The organism is Streptomyces sp. NPDC059201 (assembly GCF_042754585.1).
In the GTDB taxonomy this organism is placed as follows: Bacteria; Actinomycetota; Actinomycetes; order Streptomycetales; family Streptomycetaceae; genus Streptomyces.
This window is the reverse complement of sequence record NZ_JBHZBB010000001.1, coordinates 1,021,361-1,042,351: the sequence shown is the minus strand read 5'-3', so window position 1 is coordinate 1,042,351 and position 20,991 is coordinate 1,021,361. Positions and strand designations below refer to the sequence as shown.

The 20,991-nt window shown below is 74.6% G+C and carries 17 protein-coding genes and 1 riboswitch; of the genes, 10 read left to right on the top strand and 7 right to left on the bottom strand.

All coding sequences use genetic code 11. The annotated features are described in order from the left end of the window. Positions 1–57: 57 nt before the first annotated feature. Positions 58–810: a class E sortase gene (locus ACFXMG_RS04615; protein ID WP_383815053.1), complete on the bottom strand. Its 753-nt coding sequence runs from the start codon at positions 808–810 to the stop codon at positions 58–60. Positions 811–1,036: 226 nt separating this feature from the next. Between ACFXMG_RS04615 and ACFXMG_RS04610 the strand changes: the two genes are divergently transcribed. The 7 genes from ACFXMG_RS04610 (at position 1,037) to ACFXMG_RS04580 (ending at position 13,559) form a co-directional block, all read left to right on the top strand. After that, entirely contained in the window at positions 1,037–3,586 is a 2,550-nt protein-coding gene (locus ACFXMG_RS04610; RefSeq protein WP_383815055.1) for a SpoIIE family protein phosphatase, read from the top strand. 1,029 nt (positions 3,587–4,615) lie between these two features. After that, entirely contained in the window at positions 4,616–5,599 is a 984-nt protein-coding gene (locus tag ACFXMG_RS04605; protein WP_383815057.1) for an alpha/beta hydrolase-fold protein, read from the top strand. A gap of 100 nt (positions 5,600–5,699) precedes the next feature. Further along, the gene (locus ACFXMG_RS04600; RefSeq protein WP_383815059.1) at positions 5,700–7,226 is read left to right on the top strand and encodes a peptidoglycan DD-metalloendopeptidase family protein; all 1,527 of its coding nucleotides are present in this window, start codon (positions 5,700–5,702) and stop codon (positions 7,224–7,226) included. A 29-nt stretch (positions 7,227–7,255) separates the two neighbouring features. Further along, positions 7,256–8,758 (top strand): hypothetical protein, encoded by a 1,503-nt coding sequence (locus ACFXMG_RS04595; protein WP_383815060.1) that lies wholly within the window; start codon positions 7,256–7,258, stop codon positions 8,756–8,758. A 9-nt stretch (positions 8,759–8,767) separates the two neighbouring features. After that, positions 8,768–10,819: a family 43 glycosylhydrolase gene (locus ACFXMG_RS04590; protein WP_383815062.1), complete on the top strand. Its 2,052-nt coding sequence runs from the start codon at positions 8,768–8,770 to the stop codon at positions 10,817–10,819. Positions 10,820–11,310: 491 nt separating this feature from the next. Further along, complete coding sequence (locus ACFXMG_RS04585; protein ID WP_383815064.1) at positions 11,311–12,144, top strand: serine/threonine protein kinase; 834 nt, start codon at positions 11,311–11,313, stop codon at positions 12,142–12,144. After that, a complete protein-coding gene (locus ACFXMG_RS04580) occupies positions 12,141–13,559 on the top strand; it encodes a serine/threonine-protein kinase (RefSeq protein ID WP_383815066.1) in 1,419 nt (472 codons plus the stop codon). The genes ACFXMG_RS04585 and ACFXMG_RS04580 overlap by 4 nt, the downstream gene beginning before the upstream one ends. Before the next feature lie 134 nt (positions 13,560–13,693). Here ACFXMG_RS04580 and ACFXMG_RS04575 read toward each other — a convergent pair whose 3' ends face one another. Both ACFXMG_RS04575 and ACFXMG_RS04570 read right to left on the bottom strand, forming a co-directional pair. Beyond that, positions 13,694–15,256, bottom strand: coding sequence for a hypothetical protein (locus ACFXMG_RS04575; RefSeq protein ID WP_383815068.1), 1,563 nt, complete (start codon positions 15,254–15,256; stop codon positions 13,694–13,696). A gap of 113 nt (positions 15,257–15,369) precedes the next feature. After that, the gene (locus tag ACFXMG_RS04570) at positions 15,370–16,458 is read right to left on the bottom strand and encodes a BTAD domain-containing putative transcriptional regulator (protein WP_383815070.1); all 1,089 of its coding nucleotides are present in this window, start codon (positions 16,456–16,458) and stop codon (positions 15,370–15,372) included. A 234-nt stretch (positions 16,459–16,692) separates the two neighbouring features. On the opposite strand from ACFXMG_RS04570, the gene ACFXMG_RS04565 reads away from it, so the two are divergent. Then, the gene (locus tag ACFXMG_RS04565; protein WP_383815072.1) at positions 16,693–16,923 is read left to right on the top strand and encodes a hypothetical protein; all 231 of its coding nucleotides are present in this window, start codon (positions 16,693–16,695) and stop codon (positions 16,921–16,923) included. 49 nt (positions 16,924–16,972) lie between these two features. Here ACFXMG_RS04565 and ACFXMG_RS04560 read toward each other — a convergent pair whose 3' ends face one another. Beyond that, positions 16,973–17,305, bottom strand: a complete 333-nt coding sequence (locus tag ACFXMG_RS04560; protein ID WP_383815074.1) for a glyoxalase superfamily protein — start codon at positions 17,303–17,305, stop codon at positions 16,973–16,975. 84 nt (positions 17,306–17,389) lie between these two features. Here ACFXMG_RS04560 and ACFXMG_RS04555 point away from each other — a divergent pair, with 84 nt between their 5' ends. Continuing rightward, positions 17,390–18,019: a hypothetical protein gene (locus tag ACFXMG_RS04555; protein WP_383815076.1), complete on the top strand. Its 630-nt coding sequence runs from the start codon at positions 17,390–17,392 to the stop codon at positions 18,017–18,019. 51 nt (positions 18,020–18,070) lie between these two features. Here ACFXMG_RS04555 and ACFXMG_RS04550 read toward each other — a convergent pair whose 3' ends face one another. After that, positions 18,071–19,288, bottom strand: a complete 1,218-nt coding sequence (locus ACFXMG_RS04550) for a phosphoribosylaminoimidazolecarboxamide formyltransferase (protein ID WP_383815077.1) — start codon at positions 19,286–19,288, stop codon at positions 18,071–18,073. Further along, a riboswitch (ZMP/ZTP riboswitch) is annotated at positions 19,262–19,348 on the bottom strand. Its footprint overlaps the gene before it by 27 nt. Before the next feature lie 64 nt (positions 19,349–19,412). Continuing rightward, the gene (locus ACFXMG_RS04545) at positions 19,413–19,685 is read right to left on the bottom strand and encodes a hypothetical protein (protein ID WP_383815079.1); all 273 of its coding nucleotides are present in this window, start codon (positions 19,683–19,685) and stop codon (positions 19,413–19,415) included. Positions 19,686–19,903: 218 nt separating this feature from the next. Between ACFXMG_RS04545 and ACFXMG_RS04540 the strand changes: the two genes are divergently transcribed. Further along, entirely contained in the window at positions 19,904–20,203 is a 300-nt protein-coding gene (locus tag ACFXMG_RS04540; protein ID WP_383815081.1) for a DUF1876 domain-containing protein, read from the top strand. A 95-nt stretch (positions 20,204–20,298) separates the two neighbouring features. Here ACFXMG_RS04540 and ACFXMG_RS04535 read toward each other — a convergent pair whose 3' ends face one another. Continuing rightward, positions 20,299–20,898 (bottom strand): CBS domain-containing protein, encoded by a 600-nt coding sequence (locus ACFXMG_RS04535; protein WP_383815083.1) that lies wholly within the window; start codon positions 20,896–20,898, stop codon positions 20,299–20,301. Between the last annotated feature and the right edge of the window lie 93 nt (positions 20,899–20,991).

Here is a 20,991-nt window from a genome sequence, read left to right as displayed (position 1 = left end):
CGAGCCTACGCGCCCCGCCCTGCCGGCCGCGGTCGGCCTTACCGGTCTCGATCGGCCTCAACCGGCCTCGGACGCGGTCCGGGTCGAGGTGAGGACGCCGATCTTGTCGATGCGGTGCTCGGGGTTGCCGAGGGCGTCCCGCCAGAAGTTGCCCGCCGCGTCGTCCTCCGGGGTGGCGCAGGTGGAGAGCGTGATCATGGCGCGGGTGGGCCGCTCGCCCGGCTCGCCGGGGACGGCGGCCCGCTGCTCGGCGAGGGAGCGGTCGGAGCGGAAGGAGGTGCTGCGGGTCTCGACGATCCGGTACGTGTACGTGGTGTCCCCGGCGGTCACGCGTACCGTGTCGCCGACATCCACGTCGGGCAGGTCGCGCAGCGCGCCCCCGGCGGAGAGCCGGTGCGCGGTCACCTGGTAGTTCCCGATGTCCCCGGGACCGACGCCGCCGCGCTCCCCGTACGGGCTGGCCGCGACGCCCCGGTCCTGGATGCGCGTCCCGGCCCGGTCGTCGGTCTTCCCCTCGTACGGCACGACGCGCAGGTCCTCCACCCCGATCGACGGGATGTCCAGCTCAGCGGGACGCGGGCGCGGGGTCGGGGTCGAGGTCGGGGCCGGGGTCGGTGTGGGCGCCACGGCCACCGGTTCGGCCGGAGTCGCCGTGGCGGTCGGCGCGGGCGACGGCGGGACGGCGTCCGAGGGAGCGGGGGCGCCCGCACCCGTGGTGGCGGCGCAGCCGGCGAGCACCACGAGGAGGGTCGTCGCGGCGGCGGCGCGGAGGGTGCGGAGGGTGGGATGGGCACGGCTGGGTTGGCTCATGGCTCTCGACCACCTGGGCGTGGCGTGGCGTGGGCGGGGCACTCCGTTACAACGGGGAACGGCGGCCCCGCGCCGCGTATTCCCGTCGGCGCCGCCGCCCCGGCCCGCTCCCGTCGGTGCCACTCGATCGGCCGGGCTGTACGTGCCCGGCCGCACGAGGAGGCGCATCCTGGGGGCAGGACCATTCCCCGTGGGGACCCCCACGTCCCGGCGAGGGAGGCACGACGTGAGCCCCTCCGACCGGGACACGCCCCCGAGCGGCGGACTCGAAGACATGGCCGCCCTCCTCCTCGACGCGCACGACCACATCCGGTGGTGGTCGCGGTCCGCAGAGGAACTGCTGGGCCGGACAGCGGAGGACATCGAAGGCCGCCCCGCACACGAGGTCCTGGGCACGGCCGTACCCTCCTGGACCGACCCGAGGAAGGCGGCAGGGTCGGCCGCCGGGTCGCCCAGCACCTCCGGATCGGCGACTGAATCGCCCGGCACCGCCGGACAGGCAGATGCATCGCCTGGCGCCTCCGGATCAGCCACCCCGGCATCCGGCACCGCCGCGTCGGCAGCCGGATCGGCCTCGCCATCGGCCCGTACCGCCGCATCGGCCGGCACCGTCCACCGTCTCCTGCTGCGCCATGCCACCGACGGGTCCGCCGAGGCCGACGTCGTGCTGCTCCCCGGAGCGGTGGCCGGTGAGAGGATGCTGCTCGTCCGGCGGCCGGTGACGGCCGGACGTCACGACCCGGACCGGGTCCTGGCGCGTTCCCTCCTCAACCAACGGCGTCTGGGCGTAGCCGAGTTCGCCCCCGACCTCACCATGACGCGGAGCAACGCGGCGCTGGAGGCGCTCCGTCCGGCGGGCGCGCCGGCCGGCGCCGACTGGCTGTACGACCTGACGGACGCGGACGGCGACCGGACGGTACGGGAGATCCTGCACCAGGTCGCGGTGACCGGGATGCCGGTCGTCGGCGCCGACTTCCGGCCCGCTCCGGAGGGCTCGGACCCGGTTCTGAGCCTGGCGTGCTTCCCCGTGGACGCGGAGGACGGCGCCCGGCACGGGGTGGCCCTCGTCGCGACCGAGCCCGCGGCGCGCCTGCGGGCCCACCACCGGCTGACGGACGCGTACCGGAGGGCGTTCGAGATCGGCGAGTCGCTCGACGTCGTCCGCGCTGCGCGCGACCTCGTCGACCTCCTGGTACCGGCCCTCGGTGACCTGGCCTGCGTCGACTTCCCCGACGACGTGCTCCAGGGGCGCGACCCGGTGCTCGGGTACCCGGGGCACGAGGCGTCGCGCCCGCGCCGGGTGGCGGTCAAGGCGGCGGACGGAACGTGGCCGTCCGGCCTGGTGCAGCAGGGGGAACCCGTACCCCCGGCGCCGCCCGGGACGGCGGACGCGGCCGTCGCGGTCGGCGGCGTGATCAAGGCCGACGCCGCGACCGCCCGCGCGATGCTCGGCGACGAACCCGGGCTCTTCGCCCGCCTGATGCCCGAGGACATGCACAGCGCGCTCGGCTGCCCGCTCTACCACCGGTCGCGGCTCTTCGGTTACGTGATGGTCTGGCGCACCCGCACCCCCGAGCCGTTCGGGGACGCCGAGACGCGGCTCCTCCAGGACCTGTGCGACCGCACCGCGATGGCGCTGGACAACGCCCACCGTTACACGCGCGAACACCGCACCGCGCTCGTCCTCCAGCGCAGCCTGCTGCCGCCGGCCGTGACCGAGAGCCAGGCCGCCGAGACCTCCGGGATCTACCTGCCGGCCAGCGGCACCCTCAGCGTCGGCGGGGACTGGTTCGACGCGCTGCCGCTGTCGTCGATGCGGATCGGGCTCGTCGTCGGTGACGTCATCGGGCACGGGCTCCAGGCGACGGCCACGATGGCGAGGCTCCGTACGGCGGTCCAGACCCTCGCCGACCTCGACCTGCCGCCCGACGAACTCCTCACCCACCTCGACGACCTCGTGCAGCGCATGCAGGCCGAGTCGGAGCAGCCGGACGCCGTCGGCGCGTCCTGCCTGTTCGCCGTCTACGACCCCGTCACCCGGGTCTGCCACATGGCGTCGGCAGGCCACCCCGCCCCCGCGCTGCTGCTCCCCGACGGCGGCGCGGAGTTCGTCCCCGTCGTCCCCGGGCCGCCGCTCGGCGTGGGCGACAACCCCTTCGAGATCACCGACGTCACGCTGCCGCCCGGCAGCGTCCTCGCGCTCTACACCGACGGACTGGTCGACTACGACCACGACATCACCCGCGGCGGCGAGGAACTCCTCCGGAACCTGCGCCGGTTCCGTGGCCCCGAGCGCTCCCTGGAGGCGATGGGCCGCGACCTGATGGGCTGTCACCCGCATCAGGAGCGCCCCGCCGACGACGTCACCCTGCTCCTCGCCCGGACGCGGGCGGTGGCCGACACGGACACGGCCCACTGGGAGTACCCGGTCGACCCGGCCGCCGTCCACGACGCCCGCCACGACGTCAACGCCCAGCTGCGGGCCTGGGGGCTGGACGACCTCATGTTCTCCACCGAACTCATCGTCAGCGAACTCGTCACCAACGCGATGCGCTACGCCGGCGGCCCCGTAGGACTCCGCCTCATCCGCGGCCGCGTCCTCGTCTGCGAGGTCTCCGACCCCAGCAACACCCAGCCCCGCCTCCGCCGAGCCCTCATCACCGACGAAGGCGGCCGCGGCCTCTTCCTCATCGCCCAACTAGCCTCCCGCTGGGGCTGCCGCTACGGAGCCAGAGGCAAAACAATCTGGGCCGAACAACTAGTCCCCACCCCCTAACCCCCTCCCAACCGCACGATCCCCGCTCCACCTCCGCCCCCCAAGGCGGCCACGGCCCCGCGAACGCGACGTAGCGAAGCCCCCCGCGGCGCCGCGCCCCGCCCGGCCGGGCCCGGCCACGGGACAGGCTGCGCCCCTCCCCGCCCCCGGCGACAAAGACGCCCCCGGCCCCGGCCGCCGCCCCCAAGGCGGACCCTCCGACCCAGGCCCTGGCCCCCGGCCCTCGGCCTCAGGCTCGTGGCCCCTGGCCCCTGGCCCCTCGCCCGCCCCTGGCTCCTGGCCTCCGGCGCCCGGCGCCTGGCCTTCCGGCCTCCGGCCGCCCGCCCCTGGCTTTGGCCTCCGGCCCCTGGCCGCCCGCCTCCGGCCCCCAGCCCTCGCCGCCCGCATCCGGCGCCCGGCCTCCGCCTCGGGCCTCCGGCCTCCGCCCCCCCGGACTCCGGCCAGGGGCCCCGGCCCCCTGGCCGCCCGCCCAGCCCCGCCCCAGCCCCTGGCCCGGTTTCCGGCCCCCGGCCGCCCGCCCCTGGCTTTGGCTCCCGGTCTCCAGCCCCCGGCCTCCGAAGCGCGGCCTCCAGCCTCCAGCCCCCGGCTCCCCGGCCTTCCGGCCCCCGGCCGCCCGCCCCTGGCTTTGGCCTCCGGCCTCCGGCCCCCAGGTCCCAACTCTCGGCCTCCGGCCCTTGGCCTTCTGCGTCTGGCACCCAGCCCTCGGCCGCCCGCCTCCGGCCCCCGCCCTCCAGCGCCACGCCCCCGCGCACGCGCACGCGACGTAGCGAAGTCCCCCCGGCGGTGCCGCGCCCGCCCGGGCGGCCCGGCCACGGGACAGGCTTCACCCCTCCCCGCCCCAGCCGCACCCCCGCCCCCATCCCGCCGCGTCCTACCCCACCCACCCGCCCCCTGTCAGTCCGGAACCTTCCGGGGTCCCTCAGGGTGGGACACGTTGCTACGTTCCTGACCGCCCGGCTGCACGGACGCCCGACGGGGTGGGTTCGGGGTGGGCTGGGACATCGTCAGGCTGACTATCTGGAGGTCACGTTGAGCGCGCAGCGGCCGTCCCGCAGGAACATTCTCAAGTCCGCAGGTGGGCTCTCGGCCGCGTTGGCGCTGGGCGGTGCGGGGGTCGTCGCCTCGGCCGGGCCCGCCGCCGCCGTGGGGGACGGGTTCGGGCTGCGGATCGTGGGGCGCGGGGAGCAGGACCACCGCATGTGGTGGTACCGCTTCGCCACCAGCGCGATCGGCTGGGAGCCCGCCGTGAACGTGCTCCTGCCCGACGACTACCACTGGAGCGGCCGCCGCTACCCCGTCCTCTACCTCCTCCACGGCGGCGAGCAGGACTTCATCACCTTCGACCGCGAGGGCGTCCGCGCCTGGACCGCCGGCAAGCCCCTCATCGTCGTCATGCCCGACGGCGGCCGGACCGGGTGGTACTCCAACCCGGTCAGCTCCAACGTCGGCCCCCGCAACTGGGAGCACTTCCACATCGCCCAGCTGATCCCCTGGATCGACGCGAACTTCCGCACCTACGCCGAGTACGACGGCCGCGCCGTCTCCGGCTTCTCCATGGGCGGCTTCGGCGCCCTGAAGTACGCCGCCAAGTACTACGGCCACTTCGCCTCCGTCAGCTCCCACTCCGGCCCCGCCAGCCTCCGCCGCGACAACGGCATGGTCGTCCACTGGGCCAACGCCACCTCCGCCGCCCTCGAACTGGGCGGCGGCACCGTCTACGGCGCACCCTTCTGGGACGAGGCGCGCGTGAACGCCGACAACCCCGTCCAGCGCATCGAGAGCTACCGCCACAAGCGCGTCTTCATGGTCGCCGGCACCAGCCCGGACCCGGTCAACTGGTTCGACACCGCCAACGAACAGCATGTCCTCGCCGGACAGCGGGAGTTCCGCTCCCTCCTCGGGAACGCCGGGATCCCGCACGAGTGGCACGAGCCGTCGGGTGGTCACAAGATCCGGGCCGACATGATGCAGCGCGACATCGACGGCATCATCGCCCGCCTCCGCAAGGCGTGACCATCGGGCGTGCGGCGCAGGGCGTACGGCTCATCACCCACGCCCCGCGCCGTACGCCCGCCCCGCCCCATCCCCCATCCCTAGACGAGAGGTGCGGCTCGTGTCCCTCGGACCTTCCCGCCACGCGTTGACCTGGCTCCTCGCGGCGACCGCCGCCCTGCTGCCCGCGCTGGTGGTCGCCGCCCCGGCCTCCGCCCGTACCGCCGAAGCCATGGCCGCCACCGCCACCGCCGCCTGCCCCTCCGCCGGCTTCGTGAACCAGCCGCACCACCCCGGTCACAACGGCGTCGACATCGCCGCCGACTACGGGACGCCGATCTACGCCGTGGGCGACGGACAGGTCACGATCTCCGGGTACGAGAGCGGCTACGGCCAGTGGATCCGCATCCAGCACGCCGACGGGACGATCTCCGAGTACGGGCACATGTACCAGCGGGACGTCTTCGAGGGCGAGCACGTCGTGGCCGGTCAGCAGATCGCCCTGATGGGGTCGGAGGGCCAGTCGTCCGGACCCCATCTGCACCTGCGCATCTGGGGCGACCCCTCCACCTCGTACGGTGTCGACCCCGAGGTCTACCTCGCCGAGCGCGGCGTGACCCTGCCCTGCGTCCCGGGCAGCGGCCCCCGGCCCGAACCGCTCGTGTACCCGGTCGAGTCGGGCCGCGTGGTGTCGGCCCGGTCGGCGGACGGCCGCCTGGAGGTTTTCGCGGCAGGCGCCGACGGCGTCCACCACGCCTGGCAGACGGAACGCAACGGCGCCTGGTCGCCCTGGGAGAACCTCGGCGGCCCGGGCAACGCCGAACTGGCGCTCGCCCCGAACGCCGACGGCCGCCTCGAACTCTTCGCGATCAACGGAAACACCTTCCAGCACCGCTACCAACTCGCCCCGTCCGGCGCCTGGTCGGGCTGGGAGGGCTTCGGCGGAGGCGGCCGCGACGTGGCGGCCGGCGTGAACGCCGACGGCCGGATCGAGGTCTTCGCCTCCGGCCCGGTCGGCCTCTTCCACAAGTACCAGACGGCACCGAACGGCGGCTGGGCGGAATGGGAACCGACCGGCGGCGGTCCCGCCGACAGCCGCGTGGAGATGGAGAAGTCCCCCGACGGACGCCTGGAGGTCTTCGCCCTGAACGGAACCACCTTCCAGCACCAGTACCAGACCGCGCCCAACGGCGGCTGGTCGCCGTGGGACACCTTCGGCGGCGGCGGCCGGGATCTCACCGTCGACCACAACGCCGACGGCCGGCTTGAGGTCTTCGCCTCCGGCCCGGTCGGCGTCTTCCACAAGTATCAGACGACACCCACCAGTTGGTCGGAGTGGGAGCCCACCGGCGGCCCCGCCGACTCCCAGCTCACCAGCGAGCGCACGGCGGACGGCCGCGTCGAGGTCTTCGCCCTCAACGGCACCACCGCCGCCCACATCTGGCAGACCGCCGTCAACGCCCCCTACAGCACCTGGGAGACCTTCGGCACCGGTGGTACGGAGGTTGCCGCGGCCGCCAACGCCGACGGGCGCATCGAGGTCTTCGGCGCCAACCCGACGGGCACCTTCCATAAGTGGCAGACCGGTTTCGCGACCTGGTCCGAATGGGGCTGGGTCAGCAACACCGCGGGCCCCGGCCTCAACTGACGTACCACCACATGCCAAGGAGGCAGCAGGTGACCAGCGTTCCACGCTCCTCGCCGACCGGCGGCGCCACGCCACCCCGGCGCCGCGCCCGGCACCGGATCGCGCTGGCGGCGCTCACGCCGCTGTGCGTCGCCGCCGGCGGTCTGCTCGCCGGAGCCTCGCCCGCGTACGCCGCCCCGAGCGACCTGTGCGCCCAGGTCGGCTACCAGGCCGGTTTCCGGGGCGACGCGCTGGTCACCGCCGTGGCCGTCGCCCTCGCCGAGTCCAGCTGTAACCCGTCCGCGTCGAACACGCAGAACAACTCGCCCGCCTCGACCGACCGCGGCCTGTGGCAGATCAACGACTACTGGCACGCCGAGGTCTCCGACGCCTGCGCCTACGACGCCCAGTGCAACGCGAACGCGGCCTTCGACATCTCCTCCGGCGGGGCGAACTGGCAGCCCTGGTCCACCTACAACCAGAACCTGCACCGGCGGCACCTGGACGAGGCACGGGCCGCCGTGGACCGCCTCGGGAACCCGGGCGAACCCGGCCCCGCCCCGCTCGTGTACCCGGCCGAGTCCGGCCGCGTCGTCTCCGCCCGCTCGGCGGACGGCCGCCTGGAGGTCTTCGCGGCCGGCCCCGACGGCGTCCACCACGCCTGGCAGGTCGAGGCGAACGGCGCCTGGTCGGCGTGGGAGCCCCTCGGCGGCCCGGCCGGCGCCGAACTCGCCCTCGCCCCCAACGCGGACGGCCGTCTGGAGATGTTCGCGATCAACGGAAACACCTTCCAGCACCGCTACCAGCTCGCCCCGTCCGGCGCCTGGTCGAACTGGGAGACCTTCGGCGGAGGCGGCAAGGACACGGCCGCCGGGGTCAACGCCGACGGCCGGATCGAGGTCTTCGCCTCCGGCCCGGTCGGCCTCTTCCACAAGTACCAGACGGCGCCCAACGGCGGCTGGTCGGAGTGGGAGCCCACCGGTGGCGGACCCGCCGACAGCCGCATCGAGATGGAGAAGTCCCGGGACGGACGCCTGGAGGTCTTCGCCCTGAACGGGAGCACCTTCCAGCACCAGTACCAGACCGCGCCCAACGGCGGCTGGTCTCCGTGGGACACCTTCGGAGGCGGCGGTCGCGATCTCACCGTCGACCACAACGCCGACGGCCGGCTGGAGGTCTTCGCCTCCGGCCCGGTCGGCGTCTTCCACAAGTACCAAACCACACCCACCAGTTGGTCCGAGTGGGAGCCGACCGGCGGGCCCGCCGACTCCCAGCTCACCAGCGAACGCACCCCGGACGGGCGCGTCGAGGTCTTCGCCCTCAACGGCAGTACGGCCGCGCACATCTGGCAGACGGCAGTCAACGCCCCGTACAGCGACTGGCAGACCTTCGGCACCGGCGGTACGGAGCTCGGCGCGGCCACCAACGCCGACGGGCGCATCGAGGTCTTCGGCGCCAACCCCACCGGCACCTTCCACAGGTGGCAGACCGGGTTCTCCACCTGGTCCGAATGGGGCTGGCTCAAGGACACCGCCGGCCCGGGCATCGGCTGACCCCGGCCCATGCGACCGAACACGAGACCCCTCACGCGACCGATCAGCAGAAGGAACCTGTTGCGGGGCGCCGCCGTGGCGGCAGCCGCCCACCCCCTCCTCCTCGGCACCGGGGCCGTACAGGCGTCGGCAGCGGCTACCCCGCAATGGATCGGCTCCACCGCCCTCACCCACGTGTACGACCCGTCCACCCCCACCGGTCCGCGCTACCTCAACGACCACACCCTCATCAAGGCCCACGGCCGCTGGCACCTGTTCAGCATCGTCGGGAAGAGCGCGCCCCGCGGCGAGTCCCCGGACAGCGCCGCCGAGCTCTCCTTCGCGCACGCCTCCGCGCCCACCCTGCACGGCCCGTGGAGCACCCACCCCGACGCCCTCACCGTCGACCCCGCCTACCACGGCGAGGAGCACCTGTGGGCGCCGCACGTCATCGAGGCGGGCGGCAGGTTCTGGATGTTCTACGCGGCGGGCGGCGCGAACGGCGCGGCGATCAACCTCGCCACCTCCACCGACCTGTTCACCTGGACCCGCGAGCCGTCGGGCCCGCTCTTCCGCGGCCTCGCCGCCCGCGACCCGATGGTGCTCCGGGTCGGCGGCGAGTGGGTCATGTACTACACCGAACTCTCCGCCCCGGGCGGTCATCACGTCGTCGCCCACCGGCGCTCCGCCGACCTCGTCCACTGGAGCGAGCCGGGCACCGCCTTCACCGACGCGAGCACGGACACCACGGTCTCGGTCACCGAGTCGCCGTACGTCGTCGAACGGGACGGCTGGTACTACCTGTTCATCGGTCCGAGGGGCGGTTACGAGGGGACCGACGTCCTGGCCTCGCGCGACCCCTTCCGCTTCGACCTCTCCGGCTACGCGGGCCACGTGCCCGGACACGCCGTCGAGGCGGTCGCGGACGGGGACACCTGGTACGTCACCGCCGCGGGCTGGTTCCGGCAGGGCCTGTACGTGGCGTCCCTGGAGTGGCGGGACACGCCACCGTCCTGGCAGAGCCCGGACAATCCGGTGGCGGGGCTCGACGTCGACGGGCGGCTCACCGTCTTCGCGCTCGACGCCGCCGACCGCTCGATGCTGCGGCGGGTCCAGCTCGACCCGGCCGCCGACACCTGGTCGGAGTGGGAGCGGTTCGGCGGCCCGGCGGGCGCGGTGCCCACCCTGGGCCGGAACACCAACGGCAGGCTGGAGGTGTTCTCGCTCGCCCCGGGCGGGGTGAACCTGCACCACCGGGTCCAGCGGCCCGACGGCGGCTGGCACGACTGGGAGGAGTTCGGCGGCCCGGCCGGCGCGGCCCCCGCCGTCGCCCGCGACGCCGCGGGCCGTCTGGAGGTCTTCGCCCTCGCGCCCGGCGGCGCCTCCTTCGCGCGGCGCCGCCAGTGGTCGCCCGGATCGCTCGCCTGGGACCCGTGGGAGCCGGGCTTCGGCGGGGCCGCGGGAGCGCCGCCCGTGGTCGCGGCCAACGCCGACGGGCGCCTGGAGGTGTTCGCGCTGAGCCCCGGCGGCGCCGGCCTCCGCCACCGCTGGCAGGAGAGCCCCGGCGGGGCGTGGACCGCCGCGTGGCACCCGTACGGGACGGCGGCCGGCGCCGCGCCCCGCGCGGCCGGGGACGGGAGCGGACGGCTGACCGTCGCCGCGATCGGGCCCTCCGGGGTGGGCACCTTCGCCCGGCGGCAGACCGTGCCGAGCGGCGGCTGGGACGACTGGCTCCCGCTGTTCGGCTGGAGCGCCGCCGCTCCCGCCCTCGCCGCGAACGCCGACGGCCGGCTCGAAGCCTTCTCCCTGTCGCCCGGCGGCGCCCGCCTCGCCCACCGCTGGCAGCTCGCACCGGGCGGGGCCTGGGCGGGGGAGCGGGAGTTCGGCGAACCCGGCCTCCGCCTCGCCGCCACGCCCACCGCCGTGGCCGACGCCACCGGTCGCCTGCACGTCTTCGCCGTCACCGCCGAGGGCCGGATACGGACCCGGGTCCAGGCGCGGCCGAGTGCCGAGTGGCGTCCCTGGAGCGCCTTCGGTGACCGCCCCGTCGCACCGCTCGTATCGGGCGCTCCCGCTCCCTGAGCGCCGGGACTCCGCCGCCCGCGACGTCCGGATCGCGCCACGCGGCGGGGTCGAACCGGGGCCGAACGGGGGCCCGACCGGCCCGGGAAGGGACCGGACCGGGCCTCCCGCCCGCCCCGGGCAGTGACCTTGCCCACCTTGCGTACGGCCTCCGAGGCTGTACGAAGCCCGGCCCCGGCACCGGCCCGGCCGCCGCCCGTGCCGACCTCGCGGAGACCGGCCCACCGCGCTCAGCTGCCCAGAAATCTGGAAAACCATTCTAAAAAGCCGTCTCCGGTGGGCAGATGAGGTGGCCCGGGTCACAGCCCGGCCCCCCGCGCCCGCGCGCCACCGGGACCGCGCCCGCGACGGTCCCACCCGCTTCTCCGGCCCTCCTCGGAGGCGGCGTCACCGGTTCTGGCCGACGTGGCCGAAGCACGCCGGTGGACTCCTCCAAGGGGTGGGTATGGTTCCGCTCGTCCGACAACCGGGGCGCGCGGAACGGGGGAGCGATGAGCGGGGTGGTCGTCCATCTGCCGCAGGGCAGCGGAGGCACGGGTACAGGTACAGGAACAGGCGCGGGCGGCGGCGAACCGTGCGCCGACGCCGTGACGTTACGGCTCGGACCCGGCGAGGTCGCCCGCTTCGGGCGCGGCTCCCCGGGCACCCCCGTCGAGCTGCGGCTCGCCGACGCGGCGATCTCCCGGCTCGCCGGGGAGATCCGCGTCACCGACGACCACTGGCAGCTGACGAACCACAGCAGCACCCACAGCTACCTCGTGGAGAACCCGGAGGGAGCGGGGGAGTACCTCAGGGTCCCGCCCCGCCGGGTCGGGGCACCCGTGCCCTTCGAGTTCGCCCGCGTCGTCCTGCCCACGCGCGGCGAACACCCCGTCACCTTCCAGGTGTTCGCGCCCGACCACCTCTACCTCGACCCCGAGTCCAGCGGCGTCCCCTGGGGCAGCAGCACGGTCACCGCGTACTCCCTGGACGAGACCGCCACGTACTTCCTCGTCCTCGTCGCGCTCTGCGAGCCGCGGCTGCGCGACCAGTCCCGCGTCGCCGTCCCCACCACGCCCCAGATCGTCGAGCGGCTCAGGACCCACGCCGGCTGCGCCGCCCCCACCGCGCGGGCCATCAGCTCGCACATCGACTACCTCGCCGAGGAGAAGCTGCGCATCGGCGCCCCCGGGGGCCGCGACCAGGGCAAGGGCGACCGCCGCAACGGCAAGCGGGAGGAGATCGTCGGGCTCGCGCTCCGGTTCGGGCTCGTACGCGAGGAACACCTCGCCCTGCTGCCGCCCGTGACCGGGGCGGGCGGACGCCAGGGGCAGAGCGCGCGATGACACCCCCGCACGCCCCGCGCCCCACCACGGAAGGGGACGACGGCCCCGAACAGCTCCGGCCCGGCCACCGCGTCGGCGCGTGGGAGGTCACCGAACTCATCGGAGCCGGCGGCTGGTCCACGGTGTACGCGGCCCGCCCGGCCGCGCGACAACCCGGGCCGGACACCCAGCCGCCTCACGTCGCCCTCAAGGTCATGCCGACCGCCGGGCTCGCCCCCCGCCAGGCGCGGCGGATCACGGAGTCCGCGCGCCGCGAGGTCGAGCTCGGCCGCAAGGCCGGACACCCCCGGCTGATCGGCCTCCTGGACTCCTTCACGCTCGCCGCACCCGACCAGCCCTCCCTGGACGGCGCACTCGTGCTGGTCATGGAGAGGGCCACGGGCAGCCTGCGGGACCTCCTCGACGCGGGCGTCCCCGAGGCCGACCGCGTCCGGCTCCTCGAAGGGATCTGCCAAGGCATCTGCGAAGGGCTCGCCCACCTCCACCGCTCGGGCTGGGTCCACGCCGACCTCAAGCCCGAGAACGTCCTCCTGGGCGCGGACGGCTCCGTGAAGCTCTCCGACTTCGGCCTCGCCACCGAGCTGACCGGCACCCACGGCTACGTACCCCCCATGGGCACCCTCGACTACCTGCCCCCGGAACGCTGGCGCGCCCCCCTGGGGGAGCTCGGCGTCCAGGTCCGGACGAGCGCCGACGTCTGGGCCCTCGGCATCGTCGTCCACGAACTCTTCGCCGCCGGAGTCTCGCCCTTCCCCGGCGCCACTCCCGTCGCGCGGGGTGCCGCCGTCCAGGAGTACGGGGCCGGGCGCGCCCCGCTCCGCCTGGACCCCGCCGTACCGCCCTTCTGGCGCGCGCTCGTCGCGGACTGCCTCGCCCCCACCCACGCGGCGCGCGCCCCGCACACCGCCGAGAGCCTGCTCGCCCGCATCGCCGCCCGCCCCGGCGACCACGCCACACCCTCAGCACGCCCGGCGCGTGGCAGGACCCGCGTCAGAACCCGCGTCGCCGTCCTCGCCGCCGCGCTCTGCGGGGCCGGCGCCGCCCTGTACTCCGACACGGCCGGGCACGGCGTGGCCGCGCCGGCCGGCGCGATCCGGGTGTTCAACGCGGAGCGGGGCTGCCAGGAGCGGTCGGACCGGGACCCGCAGTGCAGCCTGGGCCTGGCCGTCGACCCCCACCGGCCGTACACGGCGGAGAACGTCGTACGGACCCGGGTCTGGCACGGCGACCCGCTCACCGCCGACTGCCAGGTGCCCGACGGGCAGCCCATCGTCGACGAGGAGGACCTCCGGTCCACGCACTGGTTCCGCGTCCGCCTCCCGCGCGGCTCCGTACCGCCCGAAGCCTGGCTCCCCGCCGTCCGCACGAGGGACCGCCCGCCCCTCCCGAGGTGCCCCCTCCCGTCCGTGCGCTGAACCGGCTCGCCCGGGAGGGGAGCGCGCCCTCGCGGCCTGACCGTACGGGCTCCACGCACACCCACACACCCACACGCACACGCCCGCCGTCGTCCGGATCAGCAGGACGACGGCGGGCGTTTCGCGCGTACGGCTCAAGGCAGCGCGGGCCCGGGCCCGTTCAGCCAGCCCCACTCCGACCAGCCGGAGAAGCCGGTCTGCCAGCGGTGGTAGACGCCGGCGTGGCTCGTGCCGAAGACCTCGATGCGGCCGTCCGCGTTGGTGCCCGTGGCGATCTCGGTGCCTCCGCCGCCGAAGGTCTCCCAGGCGGAGAAGGGCGCGTTCTGGCCCGTCTGCCAGGAGTGGCTCGCGGTGTCGGCGTTGATCGCGAAGACCTCGACCCGCCCGTCGGCCGTCCGCGCGGTGCTCAGCTCGGCGTTGCGGATCCCGCCCGTGCCCGTCCACTCCGACCAGGAGGTCGGGCTGGTCTGCCAGCGGTGGAACACCCCGTCGGCGTTGGAGGCGAACACCTCCAGCCTGCCGTCCTGGTTGTGGCTGACGGCGACGTCGTGCCCGCCCCCGCCGAAGTGCTCCCAGGCGGACCAGCCGCCGCTGACGGAGGTCTGGTAGAGATGCCCGAACGTCGAGTCGGACAGCGCGAACACCTCAAGCCGCCCGTCGGGCGCGGTCTCCATGGCGAGCCGGGAGAGGGCCGGACCGCCGCCGACGCCCTCCCACGCCGACCAGCCGCCGCTGGGCGCGGTCTGCCAGCGGTGGAACACGCCGGTGGTGTTGGAGGCGAAGACCTCGACGCGCCCGTCGGCGTTGCTGCCGACGGCCAGCCGGTACCCGCCGGTGCCGAAGTTCGCCCAGCCGGACCAGCCCGCGCTGGGCCCGGTCTGCCACATGTGGTCGAAGGTGCCCTCCGAGAGCGCGAAGAGCTCCAGCCGACCGTCCGCGTTGGCCGCGAGCGCCAGTTGCGCGTTCCGGGGGCCGCCCTTGAACTGCCACGGCGACCAGCCGCCGTTCACCTCGGTCTGCCAGGAGTGGTACACGCCGTCGGTACCGGCGGCGAAGGTTTCGAGACGCCCGTCCGCCGACCGCGCGGACACCACCCGGCCCGAGGGGTTCGGGTGCGGCTTCCGCACCTCGGAGTCGTCGACGATGCCGTTGTAACGGAGCGCCTTGTAGTCGCCGTTCGGGTGCCCGTCGATCGAGCCGGCGCCGATGTTCCCGTAGAAGTGCCCCGGAGGCTCGACCCCGCTGGAACCGCCGCCGAAGCTGTAGTACGAGAAGCCGCCGTGGTCGTCCACCCACTCGTGGAAGATGATCACGTGGTTGTAGAACGAGTTGAGGATGTCTCCGGCCCTCAGCTCGCTCCGCGCGATCTCGTGGGAGAAGCCCGGCAGGCCCTGCGTGTTCGGGTTCGCGTCGAGATGCCAGGCCATGGCGACGAACCCGGAGCAGTCGGTGCGGTAGTTGTAGTCCCCGCCGGGCCCCGGCGCGGACGCGCCCTGACTGTACGGCGGCGCCTGGTCCACCCAGTACTGCGCACGCCAGATCACCTCGCTCCGGGTGATCGGCCCCCCGCGGTCGGACGCGACGGCGACGGCTGCGGCCTCGCCCGCCGAAGCGTGCGGCGCGGGCCCGACCAGCAGGAGCGCGCCGGCTATCAGGGGCAGCAGGAATCTGCCCCACCATGAACGTGACTCTCTCACTCGGACCTCCCAGGTCGTCGGCGGCCGACAGTAGGAGCGAGCGATGAAATACGGATGGAATGAAGGGGAGTTGGGCGGAGGCAGGGGTTGGGGCAGAGGCCGCAGGCCCGTGCTCAGGCGAACGGCAGCGACACGTCCGCGCCCGCCGACCGCCCCAGCCCCGCCTCGTCCCCGCACAGGATCATCCGGCGCGTCCGCCGCAGCAGCATGCTCGGCGCGACCCCCAGGTCCTCGGCGAGGCGCCGGCGGGCGCGGTCGAACACCGACAGCGCCTCGGCCTGCCGCCCGCTCCGGTACAGCGCCCGCATCAGCAGCGCCGCGACCGGCTCGTTCCACGGATGCCCGGCGGACAGGGCGGACAGCTCGGCGACGGCCTCCGCGCACCGCCCGAGCCGCAGCTGCCCTTCCGCCTTCCGCTGTACGAGGGCGATCCTGCGCTCGCCGAGCCGGAGCCGTTCCAGCTCCGCGAGCGGCCCGGGCAGGCCGTCCAGCGGCTCGCCGCGGAACAGTTCCAGGGCCAGGGAGCAGAGCCGTACCGCCTCGGCCGGATCGTCCGCCCGGTCCGCCACCGCGACGGCGGCGACCAGCTCCTCCAGGCGCGCGAGGTCCACGTCCACCGTGCCCGGGACCAGCCGGTAGCCGAGCCGGTCGTGCGCGATCACCGGGTCAGGGCCGCACTCCGTACGGAGCGTCCCGCGCAGCCGGTAGACGTACACCGGCACCACGTTCGCGGCCGGCGGCTCCGACCCCCAGACGCCGTCGAGCAGTTCCCGCCGGCTCAGCGCCCGCCCCGCGCCCAGCGCGAGCGCCGCCAGGACGGCCTGCTGGCGCAGCGGCCCCAGACTCAGCGGCCGCCCGTCCTGCCAGGCCCGCAGCGGCCCGAGCACGGAGATCCGGAGCTCCGGCGCACGCCCCCGCCCTGCGGCCCCCGGGGCCGGGCGGCTCGCGGGCCGGGTGCGGGGGCCGAGCCCGGGGGAGACCAGGCCCGCGTCGAAGGCGTGGACGATGGCGGCGGCGCGGTCGCGCAGACCGAGCTTCACGAGGACCCGGGCCAGATGCGCGGCCACGCTCTCCTCGGGGAGGGCGAGGGCGGCGGCGATCTCGTCGTCCCGCAGACCGCAGCCGACCGCGGAGAGGACCCTGCGCTCCTGGTGCCCGAGCGCGACGACGCTCGGTCGGCCTGTGGTGGCGGTCGTCGGCAACGCTGCTCCCCGGGCTCCGGACTGGGCGGACTGGCCGGACCGCTCGGACCGTCCGGATTGGACGCACCGGTCGGTCCGGCGGACGCCGTCGCCACGGTAGGGCGGGACGCGGCGGGCGCGGCATCCGGAAGGATCCGGAGTGACACCCGCGCCGCGGCGGTTTGGCCGCCCCGCGCGGCGGGGCAGTCCACCCCTGCCGGAACGATCCGTGCCCCGACGAGTGAGGCGGCCCAGATGCCCGACATGAGCCCGGAACCGATCGCGACCTTCTGCGGAAAGTGCGACTGCGGATGCCCCCAGCTGTTCGTGGACGCGGACGCGCCCGAGGACAAGCGGGTGCGTCTCACCGATGACTTCGGGCAGCAGGTCCAGATGAGCGAGGACCAGTTCGCCGATCTCGTGGCCCAGGCGAAGGCCGGCGCGTTCGACCGCCTGGCCGTGGCCCCGGCGGCGCGGCACGCCTGACCCGGGACGACGGCCGCCGGCCCGAGCGGGTGGCCGTCGTTCCAGCTCCTCAGTCCGTGGGCGTACCGACCCGGATCCGGTTCCCGTCCGGATCGCGCAGCTCGACCTCGCGCGCCCAGGGAGCCTCCTCCACCGGCACGCCGAACTCGGCGGCGACGGCGTCGACGTCCCGTACGCGCAGATAGACCAGCGTGTCGGGGCGTGCGTCGCCCTCGTGCTCCGACAGGAACAGCCTGACCTCGCCCCGCGCCACCTCCACGAAGGCGGGGAACCCCGGCTCGAACCGGTGCACCCACTGCTCGACGAATCCGAGCCGCCCGTACCAGGCGACGGTCGCCGCCGCGTCGCTGACCCGGAGCACCGGGATCACTTCCTCGTCCATGATCCGCATGGTCGCAGAAGAGCCACGAGAATTCATCGACAGAAATATCTGTCGAAACAAGCCAGCGACAGCTAATCTTGTCGCATGAGTGATGCGAAGAAGGGGATCCCGACCCCCGACAAGAGCGACGACGACTTCTGGACCGCCCTCTCGCACCTGGTGGAACCCCCGTGGAACGAGCCCGTCCAGGAGGACGCGTTCGCGATGGACGAGAGGGTGCACGACGCGGTCCGCGCGCTGGCCGAGCGGATCTCGACCCGGCTCCTGGCCTACCGGGCCGCCGGCAAGTCCCCCGACCCCGTGCTGATGGCCGCGCCCGATGTGCAGCTGGCGCTGCTGCGGGCGCTGTACGAGGCCAAGCAGTCGGTCGACCGGCTCGCGGAGTCCGCCGCGACCGTCGCCGGCCGCAGCGGCGCGAACTACGCCCAGCTCGGCGCCGCCTGGGGCGGCATCAAGCGCCAGTCGGCCCGGGTGAAGTGGCCCCACGCGGTGGCCAGGAAGTCGGCGAGCGAGTCCATCCCGCTGCACTACGCGGGCGGTACGGCCGTCGTCCACCACGACGCGGACGCCGACGCCTGGTGGTACACGGCCACCGCCGCCGACCAGCAGGAAATGGACTCCGACCCGATCCACGCGACCTACGCCGAGGCCATCGCGGGAGCCACCGAGTTCCTCCTCACCCACACCCTGCCCGACCGCCGGCCGCCCATGTGACAGCGCCCGCACAGTGCCTGGACGGTGCCTGCACGGCGCCCGCCTGGTGCCTCAGTGGTGGAAGAGGCGCAGGCCCGTCCGGGCGAGGGTGATGCCGAGTTCGCGGCAGGCGTCCTCGACGTCGGCCGAGCGGATCGAGCCGCCGGGCTCGGCGAGGGTGGTCACGCCGTGGCGGTGGGCGTGGTCGACGTTGTCGCGGAAGGGCAGCGAGCCGTCGGACACGAAGGAGACGCCGCTCAGCTTCGCGAGCCACGCCGCCCGCTCGGCGGGGGAGAGTGCGACGGGTGTCGTGGCGACGGCCCCGCGCAGGCGGGTGCGCTCGTCGTCCGTCAGGTCGCCCTCGACCAGGCGGATCCGCCAGTTGACGCGGTCCTGCCGCCGCACGCCCGGGACGAAGTCGAGCTCCTGGACGAGCGGATGGCGGCGCAGCCACCACGTGTCGGTCTTGGCGCCCGCGAGGCGGGTGCAGTCCACCCGGGACTGCTGCCCGGCGCCGATGCCGAGGGTCTGGCCGTCGCGTACGTAACAGACCGCGTTGGACTGGGTGAAGCGCAGCACCACGAGCCCGAGGAGGCAGTCGGCGCGCGCCCGGTCGGACAGCGCGCCGACGGGTACGTCGGCCAGGACGTCCGGCGAGAGCGGGCTCGGGTCGCGCTCCTGGGCGAGCCGCAGCCCGAAGACCTCGCGGGCCTCCTCCCGGGGCGGTGCGAAGGCCGGATCCGCCTCCATCACCAGGAAGCGGCCGCCCTTCTTCCCCGCCAGCACCTCCAGGACGCCGGGCGCGTACCCGGGGGCGACGATCCCGTCCGAGACGACCCGGGAGAGGAGTTCCGCGAGCTCCAGGTCCACCTCGCGCGAGACGGCGACGAAATCCCCGTACGAGGACTTCGGGTCGGCGTCCCGCGCCCGCAGATAGGCGCTGGTGAGGGCGCCCACACCGGCCGGGTCCACGCCGTACGGGCGGGCGGCCGCCGCGTCCACCGGGCCCGCGACGGCGGCGCCCTCGGGCGACACGTGCTTGAAGGAGGCGGCGGCCGGCAGGCCGAGCGTCCGCTCCGCCTCCCGCACCAGCTGCCAGGCGTTCAGGGCGTCGAGCAGATTGATGTACGAGGGGCTGCCCTGGAGCACGCGCACGGGCGCCCGCCCGGGATCCACGGGTACGGCCCGTGCCGCCGTCTGCTGGGGATTCATGCCGTAGCGCAGCCGCATGCCGCTTCTCCTCGGATCGATGGTGACGACGAGGGAGGACGCCCAGGCGGTCGACGTCACGTCCGAGGAAGCGGGCCGCTTCCCTGTGGTACTCCACGTGCGCCAGTCACGACCCGGGGTGATCGTAACCCGGGGCCCGAGGGCTGGCAACGAGCCCCAGGGGAGCGGGCGTTGGCGGTACGCGTCAGAGGCCGCCCCAGCCGTCGTCCGCGTCACCGGGCCCGCGGCGGCCCTTCTGGGACGGCGGCGCCGGGTAGCGGGACAGGACGGCGTCGAGCTTCGCGAGGGCGGTGGCCGTGGCCATGAGGACGAGCGCGGTCGCCGCCAGGCCGATGCCGACGTGCAGACCGCTCGCGTTCAGGATCACGCCGATGCCCAGGCTCGCCGGGACCCCGAGACCGGCGACGACGACCTGGAGCACCTCCAGCCGTTTGCGGGTGCCGAACCGGCCGGCCATAGCGGTACCCCTTCGCCGTGAAGTGTCCGTGCGAGGGGTGGTTCCCGCGCCACGGGTGCGGAACACGCCCCTCCACGCGCCGTCCGCGCCCGCCCGCCGCTTCGCGCCGGTCCCCGTGCGCCCCGCGCCCCGCGGGCGGATCCTGGAAGGGACGGGGGAGCAGCGCCCCGGCGCCGTACGGCACCGGAGGCGCCGACCGGCGTGCGAGGAGGCAGACCATGACACGGAACCTGGAATGGAGGGTCGGCCTGGAGCTGAGCGAGGAGTCGGGCCGGACCAAGGCCGAGGCGCGCCTCGACACCGGGACGGCGACCTTCACGGGACACGGTTCGGCCCGCTGCAACCCGGCGGACACGGACGTGCCGGTGATCGGTGACGAGCTGGCCGCGAGCCGGGCCATGAAGGACCTCGCGGGCAAGCTGATGCGCGAGGCGAACCGGGAGATGGAGGCGGTGGGCGCCGACACCGTACCGTCGCGCACGGGCCCCGGATACGGATGGCCGGAGGCGGTCTCCTGAGGAGCCCGCCGCCACGAGTGCCACGGCCCCGCCGGAGCGATCGGCTCCCCCGGGGCCGTGCCGCGCGCGGAACGACGCCCCGCCCGGCGTACCGCTCACTCCTCCTCGGCGGGCTCCACGACCAGGTGGTCCACCACCTCGACCACCCCGTCCACCGACTGGCAGAGCCGCACCAGCAGCGGGCCGAGGTCCTTGCGGCCCAGGGTGCCGCTGAGGGTGACGCGCCCCTCGTGGACCTCGATGTGCACGGCGGCGGGGGAGAGGCCGAGGATGCGGATCACCACGTCCTCGCGGATCTCCTCCTGGATCGAGCGGTCGCGGCGCAGGAAGAGCTGGAGCAGGTCGCTGCGGCTGAGGACGCCGATGAGCCGCCCGCCCGCGTCCACGACCGGCAGCCGCTTCACGTGGTGCTTCTCCATGAGCAGGGCCGCCTCGGCCGCCGTCCAGGAGGGCCGGGCGGTGTGCACGGGGCTGGACATCATCGCCTCGGCGGTGCTGGGGCCGTCCTTGGCGGTGTGCCGGCGCAGCAGGTCGGCCTCGGAGACGACGCCCACCGGCCGGTTCTCCTCGTCGACCACCGGCACGGCCGTGATGCCGTACTCGTCGAGGAGCCGCGCGATCTCCTTGAACGGCGTGCCGCGCTGGACCGCGACCGCCGTGGGGGTCATCAGGTCCGCGACACTGCGGTGCCTCATCGTCCGTTCCGTCCCTTCTGCGGGTGATGGTTCCATGATCCCGCATCCGGGGCGGACGGCGTAAGGGCGGGGTGCGGGAGACGTCTTGTGGGT

Coding starts and splice junctions, on each gene's coding strand:
- ACFXMG_RS04615 (WP_383815053.1), bottom strand. CDS start 810: ATGAGCCAACCCAGCCGTGCCCATCCCACCCTCCGCACCCTCCGCGCC.
- ACFXMG_RS04590 (WP_383815062.1), top strand. CDS start 8,768: ATGCGACCGAACACGAGACCCCTCACGCGACCGATCAGCAGAAGGAAC.
- ACFXMG_RS04585 (WP_383815064.1), top strand. CDS start 11,311: ATGAGCGGGGTGGTCGTCCATCTGCCGCAGGGCAGCGGAGGCACGGGT.
- ACFXMG_RS04580 (WP_383815066.1), top strand. CDS start 12,141: ATGACACCCCCGCACGCCCCGCGCCCCACCACGGAAGGGGACGACGGC.
- ACFXMG_RS04565 (WP_383815072.1), top strand. CDS start 16,693: ATGCCCGACATGAGCCCGGAACCGATCGCGACCTTCTGCGGAAAGTGC.
- ACFXMG_RS04560 (WP_383815074.1), bottom strand. CDS start 17,305: ATGGACGAGGAAGTGATCCCGGTGCTCCGGGTCAGCGACGCGGCGGCG.
- ACFXMG_RS04555 (WP_383815076.1), top strand. CDS start 17,390: ATGAGTGATGCGAAGAAGGGGATCCCGACCCCCGACAAGAGCGACGAC.
- ACFXMG_RS04545 (WP_383815079.1), bottom strand. CDS start 19,685: ATGGCCGGCCGGTTCGGCACCCGCAAACGGCTGGAGGTGCTCCAGGTC.
- ACFXMG_RS04540 (WP_383815081.1), top strand. CDS start 19,904: ATGACACGGAACCTGGAATGGAGGGTCGGCCTGGAGCTGAGCGAGGAG.
- ACFXMG_RS04535 (WP_383815083.1), bottom strand. CDS start 20,898: ATGAGGCACCGCAGTGTCGCGGACCTGATGACCCCCACGGCGGTCGCG.